This is a genomic window from Shewanella sp. 0m-6, assembly GCF_052977325.1.
This window is the reverse complement of sequence record NZ_JBRIMD010000003.1, coordinates 164,834-183,404: the sequence shown is the minus strand read 5'-3', so window position 1 is coordinate 183,404 and position 18,571 is coordinate 164,834. Positions and strand designations below refer to the sequence as shown.

11 protein-coding genes and 2 riboswitches are annotated in these 18,571 nt (G+C 42.9%); of the genes, 6 read left to right on the top strand and 5 right to left on the bottom strand.

Going from position 1 to position 18,571, the window contains the following annotated elements:
- Positions 1-7: 7 nt before the first annotated feature.
- Both ACVBJC_RS03545 and ACVBJC_RS03540 read right to left on the bottom strand, forming a co-directional pair.
- Positions 8-1,051, bottom strand: a complete 1,044-nt coding sequence (locus tag ACVBJC_RS03545) for a flavin-containing monooxygenase (protein WP_447159502.1) — start codon at positions 1,049-1,051, stop codon at positions 8-10.
- Between the two features lie 460 nt (positions 1,052-1,511).
- On the bottom strand, positions 1,512-2,252 hold the full coding sequence (locus ACVBJC_RS03540) for a hypothetical protein (protein WP_447159501.1): 741 nt from the start codon (positions 2,250-2,252) through the stop codon (positions 1,512-1,514).
- 517 nt (positions 2,253-2,769) lie between these two features.
- On the opposite strand from ACVBJC_RS03540, the gene ACVBJC_RS03535 reads away from it, so the two are divergent.
- The 5 genes from ACVBJC_RS03535 (at position 2,770) to ACVBJC_RS03515 (ending at position 12,532) form a co-directional block, all read left to right on the top strand.
- Positions 2,770-6,054, top strand: coding sequence for a mechanosensitive ion channel domain-containing protein (locus tag ACVBJC_RS03535; RefSeq protein WP_447159500.1), 3,285 nt, complete (start codon positions 2,770-2,772; stop codon positions 6,052-6,054).
- A 170-nt stretch (positions 6,055-6,224) separates the two neighbouring features.
- On the top strand, positions 6,225-6,470 hold the full coding sequence (locus ACVBJC_RS03530) for a YdcH family protein (RefSeq protein ID WP_447159499.1): 246 nt from the start codon (positions 6,225-6,227) through the stop codon (positions 6,468-6,470).
- Positions 6,471-6,734: 264 nt separating this feature from the next.
- Positions 6,735-6,834: riboswitch (purine riboswitch) on the top strand.
- Positions 6,835-6,930: 96 nt separating this feature from the next.
- Positions 6,931-7,932, top strand: a complete 1,002-nt coding sequence (gene add, locus ACVBJC_RS03525; protein ID WP_447159498.1) for an adenosine deaminase — start codon at positions 6,931-6,933, stop codon at positions 7,930-7,932.
- A 332-nt stretch (positions 7,933-8,264) separates the two neighbouring features.
- Positions 8,265-8,352, top strand: a riboswitch (cyclic di-GMP riboswitch).
- A 104-nt stretch (positions 8,353-8,456) separates the two neighbouring features.
- The gene (locus ACVBJC_RS03520; RefSeq protein WP_447159497.1) at positions 8,457-11,864 is read left to right on the top strand and encodes a M66 family metalloprotease; all 3,408 of its coding nucleotides are present in this window, start codon (positions 8,457-8,459) and stop codon (positions 11,862-11,864) included.
- Positions 11,865-12,190: 326 nt separating this feature from the next.
- Entirely contained in the window at positions 12,191-12,532 is a 342-nt protein-coding gene (locus ACVBJC_RS03515) for an NINE protein (RefSeq protein ID WP_447159496.1), read from the top strand.
- Positions 12,533-12,619: 87 nt separating this feature from the next.
- On the opposite strand, the gene ACVBJC_RS03510 is transcribed toward ACVBJC_RS03515, so the two are convergent.
- Both ACVBJC_RS03510 and ACVBJC_RS03505 read right to left on the bottom strand, forming a co-directional pair.
- Entirely contained in the window at positions 12,620-14,566 is a 1,947-nt protein-coding gene (locus ACVBJC_RS03510; RefSeq protein ID WP_447159495.1) for a multiheme c-type cytochrome, read from the bottom strand.
- Positions 14,567-14,746: 180 nt separating this feature from the next.
- Positions 14,747-16,339, bottom strand: a complete 1,593-nt coding sequence (locus tag ACVBJC_RS03505; RefSeq protein ID WP_447159494.1) for an Ig-like domain-containing protein — start codon at positions 16,337-16,339, stop codon at positions 14,747-14,749.
- A 353-nt stretch (positions 16,340-16,692) separates the two neighbouring features.
- Between ACVBJC_RS03505 and ACVBJC_RS03500 the strand changes: the two genes are divergently transcribed.
- Entirely contained in the window at positions 16,693-17,226 is a 534-nt protein-coding gene (locus tag ACVBJC_RS03500; protein ID WP_447159493.1) for a MarR family winged helix-turn-helix transcriptional regulator, read from the top strand.
- Positions 17,227-17,563: 337 nt separating this feature from the next.
- Here the strand turns inward: ACVBJC_RS03500 and ACVBJC_RS03495 are convergent, their stop codons facing one another.
- Positions 17,564-18,445, bottom strand: a complete 882-nt coding sequence (locus tag ACVBJC_RS03495) for a hypothetical protein (RefSeq protein ID WP_447159492.1) — start codon at positions 18,443-18,445, stop codon at positions 17,564-17,566.
- Between the last annotated feature and the right edge of the window lie 126 nt (positions 18,446-18,571).

The following is an 18,571-nucleotide window of genomic DNA, read 5'->3' as shown; positions in this document are numbered from 1 at the left end:
ATTACGTTTACTTACTTTCCTGAATATGAGTCATCAGGTATTTAGCATCTTTCCAAACACCGCCGAGTGTTGCAGAGCCGCGGGTATACAACCAAGGCAGACCAATAAAATACAATCCATCAACGTCTTTACTCACGCCGCGATAATTACTCGGGTAGTTCATCTCATCAAAAGAGATATCTTCAATCCAAAAGAAATTGGGTTTAAAACCGGTAGCCCAAATAATGTTTTTGATACTGCTGATACTGCCTTTTTGAAACTTGATACTACTTGCATCAGCTGACAATGTTCTGCCCATATGAATCACATTTTCTTTTGCCAGAAGAGATTTCACATCAGTACCGATAACAGGCTGCCCGCCCTTACTCAACCATTTGCCTATTTTGCTAAAACGGTTAACCGATAAAAAGCCTATATGAGTAAACCACCACCATAGCGTTTTACCTAAAAATGACTGCGGAATAGCGGTGATTTTATCTGTACCAGAGAAGTGAACTTTGCGCCCGGTATCAGCAATTTCTGATAAAATTTGCACGCCAGAATCACCCGCTCCAACCACTAAACAGTCACCCTCTTGTAGCTGTGCTGGGCTTTTGTAGTTTTCACTGTGTAATTGAGTAATATCTTCTGCGATATTGACATGGCAAGGCGGCGTATAGGGAGTATGAAAAGGGCCGGTGGCGATAATGAGTTGTTTGGCTTGATAGCTGGCGGTGTCACTGGTGATCTCAAAAATACCATCGACTTTCTTTACCGAAGTAATTCTTTGATTGAATTCAATAGGTATCGAAAACCTCTCGGCATAACTCTTTAAGTAATCTGCCACTTCATATTTATTGGGGTAATACCCTTTAGGGAACGGAAATGGCATCCCTGGTAGGTGGTTATATTCAGTCGGAGTAAACAACTTTAGAGAATCCCAGCGCTTTAACCAAGGCGCACCAATATGTTCGTTGGCATCTAAAATCAAGTAATCTTGATTATGCTTAGACAAGTTATAGGCCATAGACAGTCCAGACTGACCCGCGCCAATAATGATAAATTCTTTCATGAGCTCCAAAAAACGTGCTTATAGGTATTATTATGCGCAGTATTCTAACAGAACATAAGCCTAGAGCCTGACTCATACAGAAAACACCCAAAGCGCTAACTGTAAACATTTCCTTATAACCAGATAGAAACCACGAGTAAGTGCATCGATACCTTTACCCAAATGACCACAAGATGCTCGATTCTGCGCTCCCGTAGGGCAAGCCGAGAGTGACTTGGATACAGTAATCAAAAGAAACCTTATTGCCGGCGGCTGGAGCTTAGATCTTAAAGTCTAGAGTGTAGCGTTTAGCATTTAGCATTTAGCATTTAGCATTTAGCCTACTATTATCACGCAATTTCGTATCACGCTATTTCGGCGTGATATAGAAGGGGCAATAGCAACGAAATGAAGTAGAATATTACCCAGTGCGTAAAGGCATGGGCATAGAGGAAACCAAGTGCAGATCTAAAATAAAGAGCTAGGAAATATTACTCATACAAGGCTTTACCCTTGTCGAGGATTTATCATGGGTTAATGATAACGCCTTATACTGATTAATATTCATGGCCACTTGACTCAATAACCCTTCAGCTCCTTTTGCCGCTTCGCTCTCATAAACCAAAGGCACCATAGTTAAATCATGGGACATAGCCTGCGCATCGATAAACTGTAACTGGGACCAAAAAAAGTTTGAGATCAGATGAAACAGGCAACTCCCCACACCTAGGTGACGCCACTCAGGTATCACATAGGCATATAATAAGTAACAACAGCCACCAACTTGCCGGTCATGACAGGTATTATCGTCTGAATACCAAGAGTCGAGTAAGCCAACATTAAAGGTCACAAAAGCCACTGGCGTGAGCTTTTCCTCTTCAGCGAAAGCGACCAACCGATAGTGTCTTTTATGTCGACTTTCCGATAGGTGGCTTACCGGGCTTAGCGTTTGAAAAATCTGCTGGATAGCGGCATTATCGTCTGCACTTTTACTGCAAAAATATTGCTGCAAAGCAGAGGTGTTTTCATGAAGTGAATCGTCATAAACACTGACACAAGGTATAACAGATGACTCATCTAGCTCCACAGAAGGTGGAGCCTGAAGGCGTAAATCTTTTTCAGCTAATGTTTGAATAAAGCCATTGTGTAGTTGAAAACGGCTAAAATCATCAAGCAGGTGAAGTAAGGGAAATAGCTCCGCCTTACTTTTATGAAGTGCCATATACAGCTCCGTTCAATAAACTCATTTCCGGTATGTTATCCGTACCCATAAAATAGTATCGACATCAATACAGACCACATTTTGAATTAACTATAGGTACAAATTATTTCCCTGTAAAACCCCCTTAAAGCAGGTTAGCTGCGGGCTCCGCTGTGAAATAACATCAAGCCATTGTAAATAAAGACAAGCAGTGCCCCTGACACCATGTTCCCTGTTATGAAATAAAACCGTTTCAATCGAATCCAGTTATTCAGGTTGAGGATTTTTCGAGGTGAAGGAGTGGATATTGAGAGAGTGTATCTGTTTATGAAGCCATACCCTATCCACTGAGCAGCTAAGCCTCTGTGGTAAGCAAGCTATTTTACCTAAGCCTGCAATTTTTATATTCGCAACGTGGCAATCTAGCCTAGTGACACAACAAAATTAATCGCCTTAAATCTTGGGATACTTCCTGCAGCTTTTTCCAAGCCGTATACACTTATATCTATGGATAATAAAGTGAAAATGGGGAAAGTACGTGAGTCGAGTAACCAAGTTCAAGCGCAAAGGACGACTATGCTGGCTTTACCTATTTTTGTCGGTAATGCTGTTATCTATGCCTTCAAGCGCCCAAACCCTACCTGATGCCACTTTTTTAAAAAGTGAAATCACTCGCCTTAATAGTGAATCCCCAAAAAGTGAAGCCTTAATTAACCAATATGAGACCTTACTCTCCCGGGTTAATGGCTACAAAAAACAGAAAGCCGAACGCGACAAATATCGAAATATTGTCAGCCAGTTTCCGGTGCAGCGAGAGCGGTTACTAAAAAAAATAACCGACGTAGAGCAGCTAGAGATCTTTAATTTTCGACAACAAAATAAGTACAGCGATCTTTCTCAATCTATCGCAACACTAGAGGCTGCTGTGACTGAGTGGCGCTCAAGCTATCAATCCAATAGTGATCAAAGTAAACAGCTGGTTAATGCAAGAACGGCTCTGCCCCAATCTCTTGCGCAAACAGATCGAGAAATCGAACAAGCCTCTATTATTAAAAGCGATACAGGCAGTCAGTTAGATCAGTGGCTTGAGTCAACCCATTTGGCCATGCTCAAACTTCAACGACAAGTAACTTCCGCTCAGTTACAAAGTTTAGACGAACGCACTGAATTGCTGCGTTTAGAACAACAATTGTTGGACCAAAAAATTCAAACAGCCTCGCCAATACTGATTAAATTACAAGATAAATTGACGCGAGTTGAACAAGCTTCAGTTAAAACACTGATTGAAAAAGCAAGACAGGTTAGTGAGGAGTCAGCCCAAGGCGATGCACAAGATCAACAACAGATAGAGCAACTCAAAAAATATACTTTGGAATTAGAACAGGTATTAGCAGAAATAGATAAAGCTCGGATCGCTTATCAAAAAATAGAGTCGGAACAGAGCAGTTTAACCGATGAACAGCGCTTGATAAAAACGAACCTAGCCTGGTTGCGTGACAGCACCGCTTTTGGCGCTTCCATTCGAGCACAGTTGCAACGCCTGCCTTCCAAAGTGGACACTCGATATATCCCAGACGGTATTGCCAAAGCCCACATTCGCAAATACGAAATAGGTCAGATAAGAGATAATGCACTAGAAAGTACTACTGCCGCAGATAAAGCGAGCGATAAAGCCCCTGATAAGTTAGCCGCGTTATTAGATCAATTATTAGCTCAATTGACAAAGGACTATGAAAAACTTATTTCTGCATTGAGCCAATTAAAATTAGTCAAAGACCAATATGCGCAAACAGTTGAAAAGGCTCGCAGCTTTTTAAAAGAACAGCAGTTATGGACGCGCAGCAACGTACCTATCTGGCAGCACCTTACCGATTTTAAAGAAGAAATTTGGTTTGGAACCAATAAATCATTTAAAGACATGTTCGATAAAGTGACACAAAGGCAGTCGATAATTTTGGCCACAGTGTTTGCTTTATACACCAGCCTTCTTATCTATATGACTGCACGACTCAATCGATACGCAGCACGACGTAAAGATGAGCTCCATAAGGTCTTTGGTCACCCATTAAAAGACCGTTTTTACTTTACTTTTTCGTTATTTGCATTAGCAATCCTGCGTGCGCTTATTTTACCTATTTGGTATGTGATAACGACTTGGTTAGTCTATTGGCTTTGGCCTGTACCAACTTCGAATGAGCTCAGTACACTCATTTTCGCCAGTGCATCAGGCCTGTTTGTCGTCGAACTCATTAACGCCCTAAGTTATAAGCAGGGCGTATTAGCTTTACACCTAAATTGGCCTGAAAATATTTGTGACTACCTGCACCGAGGAACGCAACGCATTCGCTGGCCGTTTATCATTTTATTGATGTGTATTTTTGCTGCAGAGCTTATATCTGGTATCCATGAAGCAGAAATATCACGAGTGCTGTTCCTCTTACTGATGGGGGTCATGATGACGGTGTTTATTTCACTGTTGAAGGAAAACCATTTGCCCTCTACGTTACCCGCGCCTCTCAATCGAGGATTTTCTCTCTATCTATTTCGTTTTGTGATTATCGGCTCGTTTATCACCATTATCGTTATGGCGGTCATGGGGCTCTATATTGCGTCATGGATTTTACTTATCTATCAGCAACTCACTATTTACGTGGTGTTAGCAGTGCTATTCACCTATCAAATGGGAGAGCGCTGGTTAAAGCTAGAGCATAGGCAACTTAACTACCAACGATTGCTAGCCCGACGCGAAGAGCTGATTGCCCAGCAACAAGAACAAGAGCAAACAGATGAAATTCCCGAAATTGCCGAGCTAAGAGAAACGATTCCTGATGTGGAAGAACGCAGTTTAGCGAGTGAGCAGATAAGTGAGCAATCATTAACCTTATTACGTGGTTTTTCCTTGATAGGCTTAATTGTTGCGGTGTTAACCCTGTGGTCAAGTGCATTGGAGATGACCAGCTGGTTAGATAGCATCGTGGTATGGCAGGTAAACGAGATCACGGAAACCGGTGTGAAGCTAGTGGATGTGACTCTGCAATCATTGCTTTATGCAATGGTGACATTAATCGTAACCTTTGTTGGAGTACGAAACTTACCGGGAATTTTAGAGCTGTTGGTCCTACGCCGTCTTGATTTGGCTCCAGGTGCAGGCTATGCCGTGACAACCTTGCTGCGCTATGTGATCTTGATGGGAGGCTTAATGGCCGCATTTTCCATATTGGGCTTTCAATGGTCTAAGTTGCAATGGCTGGTCGCCGCATTCGGCGTTGGCTTAGGCTTTGGATTACAAGAAATTTTCGCTAACTTCATTTCCGGTTTGATTCTCTTGTTTGAACGGCCAATACGTATTGGCGATATTGTCACTATTAATGATTTATCGGGAACAGTCAGTAAAATTCAGACCCGTGCAACCACCATTATTGATTGGGATAACAAAGAAATAGTGGTGCCAAATAAGACCTTTATTACAGAAAAGCTAATTAACTGGTCATTGACGAGCCCCATCACCAGAATCGTCATTCCTATTGGAGTCGCTTACGGCTCTGATATCGATCAAGTGGAGACCTTGCTGTACCAAATTGCAGATGAGCACCCATTGGTGTTACCCGAACCACAACCTTCCGTGGTGTTCAGAACATTTGGGGCAAGTAGTCTTGATTTTGAATTGAGAGTGCATATCACTGCGATTGAATTACGTCTATCAACGGTTCATATCATCAATAAAAACATTGATCGCTTGTTCCGAGAGCACGAGATTGAAATTGCCTTCCCACAAATGGATGTGCATGTGCGTGATTTTCCACCTAAACCCCAAGACACGTAACCTTCTATTTCAATTCGACATTTTATGCCATGCCTCACTCTATGCAGAACAGCAACATTTTTGTTAACTGGATCGCTAAAATGTCGAAAAACTACCTCTTTACTCAGTATCATGGTGCTATAGTGATTGCAGTTCTAAAATAAACCAGTTCAGTCTTTCAAGGAGCATCTATGTTAAATGAAAATCATGCGCTTATTTTCGACTTTCCAGAGTTTAAACAAGACATTGTTTACTTGAACTATACCGACCAAGAGTTTGAAAAATTATCAAAACAATATCACCTCTTAGACTATGACATTCGTCAGCTTGAAATTGCCGGTAGTCCTACCGATGACGAACATATGCATCAACTTAAATTGACCCGCGCTAACTTAAAAGACAGCTTATTTCAAAAACTCAAAGCACACCACGGCTAAAGCTGTCATGGAGTCGCTATTAGTAACTAAGATAGCCGCAGCTATATAGTAACCTAGCTATCCGTAGCAAAGTTATCCGTAGCAAATCATGATATGCCGCTTAGTGCATGCAATTAGAGCCAGTCGAAAGGAGAAATACTCTTACCTTTTGGCTGGGTTTACTTTCGCAAAATAGGCTACGCCGTTGCCCACTTTTAGCATTAAATGAAGATCACTTTGCAGTTATTTGTTATTGAGATCTTTCGCAACTGGGTAATTGAATGCTAATATTTAGCATTAACCCTTCGTATAATCTCAATGATATGGTTTGAGAGTTTCTACCAAGAGCCCTAAACTCTTGATTATGAAGACTTTACTTTATGTAATACCAATCTAATTAAGTTTTTGTTTATGCTTGCTATGCAATGTTTGAACCTTTACTTATCCAGATCGGTATAACCAATCAATAAAGGAGAGCTTCATGAATTATCTACAGCTACCCAAAATCGATCTTCATTGCCACCTAGACGGTAGCGTTCGCCCGCAAACAGTTATCGACCTTGCCCAAATTCAGGGTGTTGAAATACCAAGCTATAATGTTGATGACATTAAAGCGTTAATGGTGGCGCCAGAATCTTGCCCAAACCTCGATGAATATCTCACTCGCTTTGCACTTCCGTTATCGGTTATGCAAACAGAAGCAGCGCTTGAGCGCATTTCATTTGAGCTATTTGAAGATGCGGCTAAAGAGAATGTGAAGTACTTAGAGGTACGCTTTGGACCACAGCTTCATCGCAAGCAAGGCCTTAACTTCGAGCAAATTATTGCAAGTGTCATCAAGGGTATGCGTAAAGCTGAAGCACTATATGATATTAAAGGTAATTACATCCTTTCTATCATTAAAGTTTTGCCAAAAGATGATATCAATGATGTTATCGATGCAGGCGCTAAGTTCCTCAATAATGGGGTGGTCGCGTTTGACTTAGCTGCAAGTGAAGAGCCAGGTTTTAGTCATGAGTACATCCCCTACGCAAAATATGCGCTTGAAAGCGGCTACCGCATCACGATTCACGCCGGTGAACAAGGCGTAGGGCAAAACGTGTACGATGCCATTTCACTACTCGGTGCAGAACGTATCGGCCACGGTATCCATATCAATAGCCATAAAGACGCTTACGACTTAGTCAAAAGCGAAGCGGTTGCGCTTGAAGCTTGCCCTAGTAGCAATGTACAAACCAAAGCCGTTGAAAGCTTAGACAGCCATCCATTTGGTGACTTTTATAGAGATGGCTTACTGGTCACGATTAATACAGATAACCGTACCGTATCTGATACGACCATGACTAAAGAGCTGCAAAAATCTGTTGAAAAATTTAACTTAACCGAAGCTGATTATTTCAAAATCTACAAGATGAGCGCTGAAAACTCATTTGCATCAGATCAAGTTAAACAGCATTTATTGAGCTTTATTAAGCCTATTTAAGACGTAGCAAAGCTAGCTAATTTAGCTCCCAAAAGCCTATCCGCCTTTATCGCTGCTAGGCTTTTCTATCTCTCCCAGCCAACTCCGTCATACAGCTCCGTCATACAGCTCCGTCAGTATTCAACTCACAAACATAATATTTCAACTTGATTGAAAACCTCTGCTGACTTTTCAGGCAGTCTAGCCAAGTTAGAGCATCAAGAATATGCCCACCAAACCCAAAATAGCAACAATCCGCTCACAAACACAGCAAACAGCCAGCAATTTACGGTAATACTTGTTTTATTTCACGGTTAAACATACATTCCGCCTGCAGCAATCAATCGCTGCAACAAAGAAAAAGGCAAACCAGTTGAAAGGCTGGGACGCAAAACCACCGGTCTAAGGGTCATTTGTACCTACGATAGCGGGGATGCCATTGGTATCTTGCCACTCAAATAACTCATTGTAGTTATCGATGAGTGACGGGTCATGTTTACGCGTTTTGCCTTATTGATTGATTTATCTCAATAAGGATTTATTTAATGCTACAAAATAGAGTTCGACCTTTAACATTGCTGATTGCTAGTGCAATTGTGCCATTATCGGCGCAAGCACAAGTTAATATGCAACAAGCTGCTGAACAAACCTTCAGCATTATCACCAGTATGCAGCAGCGAGGGATAACTGGTGACGGTGTAATTGAAGAAGATAACAAACGTTATATTGTTCACAACAACCATCGCTTCGAGCTACACCCCAATAACTACCCTAAATTTCCGTTTCCTTACGGCGGTGATGAAGCCCTAAAACCTTATTACGACACGTTCTCTTTTCTTGATGAAAAATGGGATATCGTAATGAATAATGACTACGGTTTTTATTTTATTAATGATGAATTCGGCAGCATGAGTAGTGATACTCTTGGCTGTTTTATTGAGTATTATCCAAACCAAAGCTTTTCAGCTGAACAAGCTATGCGATTTGAAAAAACAGAATGTAACAGCGCTCCTAGTTTGAGTGATGTTGAGTTATCAGGCGTATTCGATACTGGCGCAAACCTGACCTGGAAAGGGCATATTGCAGGTAATCAATATAAAATCAGTTTAAGCCAAACCAACAGCAAGATAGCACCACAACTATTTACAACCGACTCACCTGAATTTTTCTTCAACCAACTAGCCCCAAGCACCGAATATCAAGCGCAGATCCAAGCTTGTAACACCACTGCTTGTGTTGATGTTACGCCATTGCTATTCACGACCGAAGCCAAAAAAGTGGGTTTTCATGACGGTATTCGCAACTTAAATCACCTCGATGGTGAGATAGCTGCGCATGTATCATTTATGCAAAGTCACAGTCTTACTGCGCCATACGGTAATGCCGATCTCAATGCGCCAGACATCGTGATTGGCCGCGAAGCTATGCTATTACTAAGCCCACAGCAAGATGATATCAACCAAATCTGGGTTGAGGTTTATCAAAATGGCGAGCAAGTCAGTCGCCAAATGATGCTGTCACCAGCCAACCAACCAAAAACCGATCAGTATGCAGTAGAAGGTCGTCCAACGGTTATTTTCGGCCACAATGTGTGGAGTTTCCCACTAGAGTGGCAATGGGTAAAACCAGGTTTATCCCTACAATTTGTTGATAATCATGGTCGCTATGCCGAGTTATTACAGCAAAACATTGAATTTGGTGGTGCGCCAGAGCTCATTATCCAAAACATCGATATGGGTATGCTAACAGAGCCGCGTGGCCGTAATACTATGGCTAACAATACGGCTGAACATGCTGCTGATTACTTCCAAAAGATCCCCGTGTCTAAACTTGTAGTAGGTCAATACGCATCAGCTTACTTTCCAGTAGTGACCATGCCAAATGGTAAGGTTTATACTGAGCGCAGTGACTCAGACGGTGGCTGGCACTCTGGTGACATGCGTGAAGCCATTGGCAAGGCGATGATTTCGACTGGTATTAATAATGCTAACGTCGGCATTACTACCAGCGCAGGTAACTCGCAAACCTATAACCGTTACTTTAACCATATTACCGCCCATACCAACGTTGGCGTATATATTGATACAAAAACTCAGCAAACCGAAACCGTGGTTCATGGCGGCAGTGGCGGCGGCGGCATTTTAACCCTTGAAGACACAACCGGTAATGAGTGGTCACATGAACTAGGCCATAACTACGGCCGAGGCCACTGGCCAAGCATGGCATCAGTACACGATATGGAAAGTGGCTGGGGCTGGGACGCGGTATTTAAGCGTTTTATCGGTAATATCGATTGGCGTGGTTCAGCTGAAGAGCTAGATATAGGCGGCGAAGTCTCATCACCGTATTTAGATACCTTCCGCTTTTTACGCGATGCCCAAGCTGGCGGTGAATACAAGAAAGTTGGCGTCGTCAGCAACTACACTTTTGAGCATCCCACTCAAGCAAGAGCAACTCAGACTTGGCTTAACAGTGGCTTCAATCAAATGCCAGATAGCGCAGATTACTACGTTAAGTGGAGCCAAGAGCAGCAACGCTATGTTGATTCAGAAATAGACGCTAGCACAGCAGAGCATACAGGTATCAATGTCACCACTTTAGTGGGAATCTACGACCCTATGCGACTTAATCCAAGCCAGATTTACCCAGTACTTTACGGAAACTACGGTAACACCTTTCAATTACCAGAAGCGACTGAATACACACCGGTTAACTCTGGTGAAACACTCAACAGCGGCTGGCACCATTACCAAAGTTTAACCACGGTTCAACAGACATTAAGCACTTGGAAAACGATTGCGGACAATGGCAAAACTAAGCGTTTATGCCAATTTGAGTTTGTCACGACTGCAGGTGATAACGTCAACTTAGTCGGTCACGTTGATGACACAAATAGCTGTCGTACCAGTGACGATATGCGTTGGAAAATTGATGGACAAAACCAACACATGGTATCGGATAGTGGCGATTATGCCCTGCTATACCCAATCGGTCGCGGAAAAATTATGTATACGCCTACCATGGATATCGGTGAAGTTAATATCTGTATGTTAACCGATCTCAATAACCCAGGTCACAATGGTGCAGGCTTTGTACAAGGCGATAAGTGCGTGCAAATTCCTGGCGTTAAGCACAGCAATAATAATGATTGGTCCTACACTATTTGGCGTAATGAAATCGAGCAGAGTCAATATCGTCACCACAATGTCTGTCGTCTTGACGTGCTTGATAAACAAGGACAGACAAAGTCTTACGATCTAGCAGGCCAACGTTTCAACAGCGTCGAAAGCAATAAGTTCCATTTAAACTTGCCACAACAACAGCTAGCAGACATCACCTTACGCTGTGAAGATAATGAAGGTGTGCATGTCCTTGCACAATTAACGCCGTCATTAGAAACCGGTATCGATGAACTGCCTGAAGCCGTGATCTTAGGTCAAGAGCATGGTTACGACGCGCTCAATAGCACACTAGGTAATGGCTGGTTCGATCATAGCGCTAAAATGGATTACAACTCATTAAGCTCACGCGAACTGAATAACTTGGCCACTATGAAAGTAAATGGTCAAAATCTCCCCGTTTGCCGCTTTGAGCTAGCTATCAATGGCACAGTACAAACTGTACATGGATTTGTTGAGCAAATCGTGACTAACGACTACCGCTGTAGCGGCGGTGATGACATCACTGTGATCCAAGGTGACAATGAGCAACGACTTGAGTCACAGCTTAATCAGTTCCAGTGGTTGTCTTTATGGAATCCACTGCATACTGGTGAGCGTATCAAAGCGAAAGTTGATAGTAAGCAGAACTTGTGTAGTGTGACTCGCTCAGGCTTCTACGGTGCGGGCTTTATCAATGCAGGCGGCCAATGTACACAAGCATCTGGAATTAAGTGGTCAAACGGTAATGATTGGTTATTCTCCAATGGTTACGGCCAATACAGCTACAAATAAACTGCTAGCCTAGCCTTGCGACAGCTACAAACGCGCTTAGAAACCAAAGCCAGTTGCCCGCGCAACTGGCTTTTTACGTTTGGCCTAAGCTGTCAATAGCCGGTTCTACACATTGCTAAAAGCTCACATTAATAAAGCCTCTAAAGGTAGATGGCGTGAACATATATGTTTTTTAATCAAGGTTAAACAGTCGCTCTAACTTTTAGCAGTGTGGCTTTCAGCGCAATATGTGCGTTTTATTTTCATTCTGTGAACTATGCACCTATGTTTCGGCGAACACTTGTACACATAATGAGGTATCAGTAATTTGACCGTTGGAGTTAGCAATGCAAAACATAGATTGCCCACAGTGCAGCCATAAGATCGACGTAAATGTAGTTTCCTGCCCCCAATGTCATGCCGCCCAGGGACTAGAAGCCCTTTCTGGCGTCGATCCAGAAATGCATATTAAAAATCAAAAATTGGCGATCTGGTTTAGCTTCCTATTTGGTGGACTGGGGCTACACAAGTTCTATTTAGGCCAGCACTTAAAGGGCAGCCTGTACTTAGCATTTAGCTGGACACTTGTGCCTATGGTTGTCGGCTGGGTTGATGCCGTACGCACCTTAAAGATGACGCCATTTAATTTTGAGCAGCGTTACTGTAAACGTGTGTCACAAGGGTTTTAATTAAGAGCAACCTAAACAACTTGCCTAACTCAGTTGATAAAGAAAAGACAGCCTCGGCTGTCTTTTCTTATATATAGTCATTGAAGATTAGAACTTGCGGGCACTATGATCACTAAGTGATGGGGTATGACACATACCACACGACTCCATGCTAATCGCACTTTCTAGTGGCATATTGATAACTGCATTACCAAAGTCCATCATATGCTCAGCAACCGTTCCATCCTTCATCTTGCTATCAAAGTCATGACAAGAACCACATGTTGCCGCCCAAGGTGAGCTGTACACGTTTTTTTCGGTGGCTAACGGCGTCTTTTGCTCGAATGAGGCAAGGTTAAACTGACTGTGGCATTGACTACAATCAGATACGATTGGCTGAGATTGATGGGTGCGATGTAACTTCATCTCTATGGCACCTTGGTTTGCACCATTGGCCCAAGTGCCATGAGTCGAGTGACAGGCAGCACAATCCCCCAGTTGCATATTGTCGTTCAGCGTGAAACCTGCCGCACTACTCGACTCAACAAAGCTGTTATGGATTTGGAAGTTATCCGAGTGACAAGCTGCACAACGACTATTATCAATTGAATCATTATGGCGCGTCGTCAGTGCTCCCCCTTCAATAGCCACAGTCGCTGCCGCGGAGTCGATAGCAATGTAGCTGTCATGTTGACCACAACTAACAAATTCCCCCTTTGCGCTACACAAACGTATACCGGCAATAACTAAAGCGGTGTCATGGGCGAATGGCTCTGAGAGCAGCTTAAACTGAGTGGCAATACTGCCATCTTGAGTAAGGTAATCAGCAATTTTCTTATCACCACTCCCACGAACTGACAGCTTAGCTTTAGCGCCATAATTGAGCTGCGTTGCTTGTGGATTAACATTGCCAATAATTTCAACAAAGTCTAATGAGTCAATATAGTCATTAGCACTAACCTTATTACCTTGTGAGTCTAGTAATTGCAGATTGACGCTAACCATGCCATCAGCGGCTGCTGTGAGTGTTAATTCAGAGCTGAGTGAATCGGCGGCTTGGTTATCTAGGCGTAAATCAGCAACATGATTTTGCTCTATATCACTTTTAGAATGACAAGCTCCGCAGCTGGCATTGTCTATTTGACTCGCTAAATGAGCTACATATTTAATCTCGTTATTGTCGTCGTAGCCTGCATTATGACAAGCTGAGCAAGTCTCTTTAGTTGGCACCAGACTCCAATTGCCCCACTCGCTGAGTTCGCTAGAAGCGACATGGCAAGTTTCACAATTATTTTGCAGTAGCTTCTCGGCAGTTTGCCCCGTGTACTCATTGCCTTTGCTGTCGCTAAAGGCACGAGTATTATCATGGATTGCATGCACTAAATGCTGAAAGCTTGCACGCTTACCCTGCATATTGGTTTCACTATGACAGCTGACACAGGTTTCCAATTCAAAGTATTGATCATGGCGACGTGCGATAGGTTCAGCGGGATTATGACATTGCTCACAACTTGCTTGAGCAACAATGCTTTTAGTGTAAAACGCATCTGCGCCATCGCCGCTGAAATCGAGGCTGACTTCTTGATGTGGGGCTAATGTTTTACGGCCATTAAATGGACCTTCTCGTGAAATGATATTAAAACGCTGCGTCAGCCCTGTATCGACCTCAACAGCAGCTCGGGTGAAGGTATAAGTGCCATCACCATTATTAATGTAGTTTTCAAAACTACCATTGCTTGCCCACCGAGCGGAGTTCCCACTGCCGGTAAACCCTTGTGGATATAGCAGATAGTGGTTCAGCGACAGGCCTTGTAACCCCGCAACAAACTCATCACTCTCGTTGGTTGCTAACACGGTCACTTGTGTTTCATCTTGACTAGTTGTGATGTCAGTAATGCTGAGCTGCAACTCGTTAATCTCTGTGGCAGGCTTGCCATCAGGTAACTCTCCACCTGAATTATCTGAGCTACCGTCACTGCCACCGCAAGCTGTTAGCCCAGTAAAAACAAGGCCGACCAGTAGGCTATAATGCCAATTTTTATGGATATTTATCATTATTATTCACTGCAAAAAATAGCTGGACACTAAAATGAGTAAATGGACTTTGAGCTCGGCGCTCAATAGTAGAGCCAATGCTGAATTAGCACATAACTTCACCAGACCACTCATTGATGCCATGCACACAGCTTAAGCAAACTTAAACCATGTGCATGAATTGAAACCTATAGATACCGTTTAATTATGCATCCTCCCTACAATCGCAGCAGCGCGCGCATCGTAGTCTTTTTTATGGCAACTACCACAACTGTCTTTAGCGATATTCCAAGGCTGCACAAATTGCTTCTCCTTCGTATTCGTCGCCTCATTCGCCTCTGAGTAGTTTCTAATGTCGTCAGACGGGAATGCTAAGTTAATGCGGAAAAGGTGTTTACTCGATGGCATATGGCAAGTAGTACAATCAATCTCAGCATGCATCTCTAGATCAGCACTGAACATCTTATTAGCGTGACAATTGGTGCAGCTAGTGATGAGTGCATCCTCGTGGCCCGGCTGATCCCTATTATTCATAGAGGCATGCGGGTTGTGGCAGGTATAACACGCCATATTGCGCTTTTTACCTGTTGGCTCTCCCGTATTAGCATCTAAGCCCAGTAGCGCATCTCCGGCAAAACGACCACCATCGAAGTAATTGATGGCACGCCCACCAATAGTGTCCTCACAGCTAGCGTTATCACCACAAAAGTCTCGGTTATGCTCGCTAACAAAGTCGTTAACAAAGAATCGGTTCGTCTGCTTGGTATGACATTCTGAGCACTTAATTGCCAAACCATAGCCCATATCAGGTTGACGTAAATCTGCTGCTAAACGCCCTTTAGCTGCCAATACGATATCATCTCGAGATTGACTCTTGATATGTTGCCCACCCGCACCATGACAAGCTTCGCACTGGATCCCTGCTTGATTAAATGTCCCACCAAAGCCTTTCATGCCGTCTTGACGGTTGGGGTTTAGATCTGAATCAGGCGTGAAGTCTTTCCATCCGGTAGAGTGACAAAGACCACAATCAAATTCCTTAGGCGTTGTTAACGGACCCGATGAAAAACCCTGCATATGCTTTTCTGAAATCGCTTCACCGTTTTGCGGCATGGATACCGCAACATGCTTACCGGTTAGGATATAGCCATCTTTGTCGATAAAGTTTGCCCAAGCATCGTAGCCACCGATCACATAACTGATGTCACTCCAAGTCCACTCAAAATCACTAGGGTTAGCAGTATTATTAGTGCTATTTGCCACACCATTGAATAGCTCAACCGAGCCTTCTAGGTTTGTAAATGGCATCTCTGGCGCCTTACCATCAACCACTTTGTTTAGTTTGAAATTATGCCCGGTTTCGAAAAAGCTTTGCTTATCTTCATGGCAACCAATACAAGTTTGAGAGCCAACAAATTCCACCGCATGCGCTTGTACCTTAATGGTCACGGTAGCCGTAGCTTTAGCACCATGGGTATCGACAATCGTATAATCAATTATGCTGGTGCCTACATTTTTACCGGTAAAGACAATATTGTTACCGGACTGAGTCACTTCATCATCGCCTTGGGTGAGAACAAAGTCATATAGTGTTAGCGCATCGTTGTCTGCATCAGTGTCGTTAGCCAATACATCAATATGTACAGGGGTATTTATCCAAGCCATTGTAGTATCAGCAACAGCTACCGGCGCAGAATTGTCTACCGACGGCACTGAGTTTGAGTCATCGCTACCACAAGCTGTTAATGTCAGCCCGACCAGTAGTATTGCAGCTCCCGTTTTGAACCTTTTCATATCATTCCTCATTTTTATAAATATCTTCACGCTGGAGACCAATGTCATGCCTCCAAAGCGCTGCCAATTAAGCCTAAAACCTCAATGACCACGAGCATTCAATAGCATACTTTCAGTAGCCTGTAGCAACGGGTCTCGCTCACCAAGTAAGCTATTGATTAGTTGTGGTTAACTATTTGAAAGACCTTCCAATTACATTTTTTATCGATTGAAAAGTGATGCTTCAGCAGCTAAATATTGGCTGACGCAAACTACCTTTCCGGGAAGATTCTTTCTAGAAAGATACTAGATAGCCTTTAGCTTTCCAGCAAGGTATATTGTGCGCAAAATATTGATTTTGAGAGGTAACGCAAGTGGAAAAGAGTATGGAAGAAGTGCTGCAACAGAATGCGGCGAACTGGCCTGAGTGTGCAAAAACTTCCTACCCAGCTTTATTGCGACTGACTCAGGTAAATAACATTTTTATCCAACTTATCACTGAGTGCGTTGGCCATTATCAATTGCAGCCCATTGACTTCAACTTACTTAGTTGCCTTCGTCGTCAACCTGCCCCCCACATACTCTCGCCTACAGAGCTGTATCAAAGTTTGCTATTTAGCTCAGGGGGATTGACTAAAGTGCTGGTCCGCTTACAAGAGTCGGGATTAATTGAACGCTGTGATAACTATGAAGATAAGCGCAGCAAGTTAGTCGTGCTGTCAGCTAAAGGTAAAGACTTGGTCGAAGAGGTTATGCCCGAACTACATAGGCAAGAGCAGAAGATGCTATCAGCATTAAGCTGTCATGAATTGGATCAATTAGACGATATGATGCGCCGAATTACACAAAAAATGAACAGCGACAACGATCAATATCCTAAGCGGATGCAATTTCAAGGGCGATATTAGCGAACTCTTTGTTAAACAGCTTAGCTCGATGTATAACGCATTCACTCAGCTGGATGCGAGCCAGAGCCAAAAACTGACCCAGCTACACGTCACAGACAAAAACTCACTGCTAGAGATGTGAGTCACAATGTGAAACTAAGAGCCCTTTGGGCAACAGGTAATCCACTGACAGAACTGAATATCCGTTTAATGATTATGAAGTCGATGAAGGTGTAAAGCTCAACGAGTAACTTAACGACTCTCGAATTATTTATATGCAGTTTTGAGTAGAGAGTACTCGTATAAAATGTCCGGCACTTATTCAAAGTCCCGGACATTTTCGCTAGCCGATAACCAACTAACGCTTAAAAGAAAGACCCCACATTAGTAGCTTGCTGCCGTCGGTATAATCGTCGGTGGCTGTCGCTGAAATACGAATGCGCTCGGCATAGACTGTACGCGGTAAATTAAACTCCTGTCTTTGATAAGTTGGTGCATAAATCGGCGCAAACTCAAAGTTTCCTACTGTTTGCCACTCACCATTTTTCCAAATATCAAAGTTAAAGGTACGCAGTCTTGTGCCTTCACCATTGTTAAACGAACCTAAGCGGAACGTTTTCATCGGCATTGGCTTTTCAAAATCGATATAAAAAGAGATTGGCAAGTTAGCATCACGTACATCAGCCTGCAGCAACATGCCCTTGCTGGTGTCGAAATACTCATCATTGGTAAAATGAGGTTCAAGATTATCAGAGTCAACTAAGAAGGTTGAGTTCAAGCTGTTATGAGTGTTATTACCACCTGACTGAAATACATCATCAGCATAATAGGCAATAATATTTTCAAACTGAGGCACGTCTTTAGTCAATAAATCACTATAGAGTGAAAAGTCACCTTTTTCACCATCCGCACCAAACCACACGCCCTCCCAATACTTGCCGTTGATGTTACCAAAATACCAATTACGGGTTTCACCTTGATGGATCTCAAACTGAAATCTTGGCTTATCACCAGAACCTATATATTGGCTATTAGTGTTTTCTACTTCTCCAGAAATAACCGACCCCGTATCAGTCGTACCAATAATAGTGTTCCCTGATAGATCGATATTTAATTTGATCTGTTTCTGGAAGTCGGTAACACCATCCAATGCCTCATCATAATGCAGATAGACCGACTCGTTAGCTGAATAGACAAAAGGAGAAATAAAACACAATGTTGAAAGTAAGAGCTTTTTCATAAGTAATAACCTTAAACGGGAAATCAGTTGATGTGATGTTTGTTTTTATTAATTTTCATATAAAATCAGGCCAGCAACGTAAACAGTGGCAAGCCTTACTTAAGGCGACTGTTTTCGATAAAAATC

Bases quoted from the DNA above. Each gene is read 5' to 3' on its own strand.
- ACVBJC_RS03545 (WP_447159502.1), bottom strand. From the start codon at position 1,051: ATGAAAGAATTTATCATTATTGGCGCGGGTCAGTCTGGACTGTCTATG.
- ACVBJC_RS03540 (WP_447159501.1), bottom strand. From the start codon at position 2,252: ATGGCACTTCATAAAAGTAAGGCGGAGCTATTTCCCTTACTTCACCTG.
- ACVBJC_RS03530 (WP_447159499.1), top strand. From the start codon at position 6,225: ATGTTAAATGAAAATCATGCGCTTATTTTCGACTTTCCAGAGTTTAAA.
- add (WP_447159498.1), top strand. From the start codon at position 6,931: ATGAATTATCTACAGCTACCCAAAATCGATCTTCATTGCCACCTAGAC.
- ACVBJC_RS03520 (WP_447159497.1), top strand. From the start codon at position 8,457: ATGCTACAAAATAGAGTTCGACCTTTAACATTGCTGATTGCTAGTGCA.
- ACVBJC_RS03515 (WP_447159496.1), top strand. From the start codon at position 12,191: ATGCAAAACATAGATTGCCCACAGTGCAGCCATAAGATCGACGTAAAT.
- ACVBJC_RS03510 (WP_447159495.1), bottom strand. From the start codon at position 14,566: ATGATAAATATCCATAAAAATTGGCATTATAGCCTACTGGTCGGCCTT.
- ACVBJC_RS03505 (WP_447159494.1), bottom strand. From the start codon at position 16,339: ATGAAAAGGTTCAAAACGGGAGCTGCAATACTACTGGTCGGGCTGACA.
- ACVBJC_RS03495 (WP_447159492.1), bottom strand. From the start codon at position 18,445: ATGAAAAAGCTCTTACTTTCAACATTGTGTTTTATTTCTCCTTTTGTC.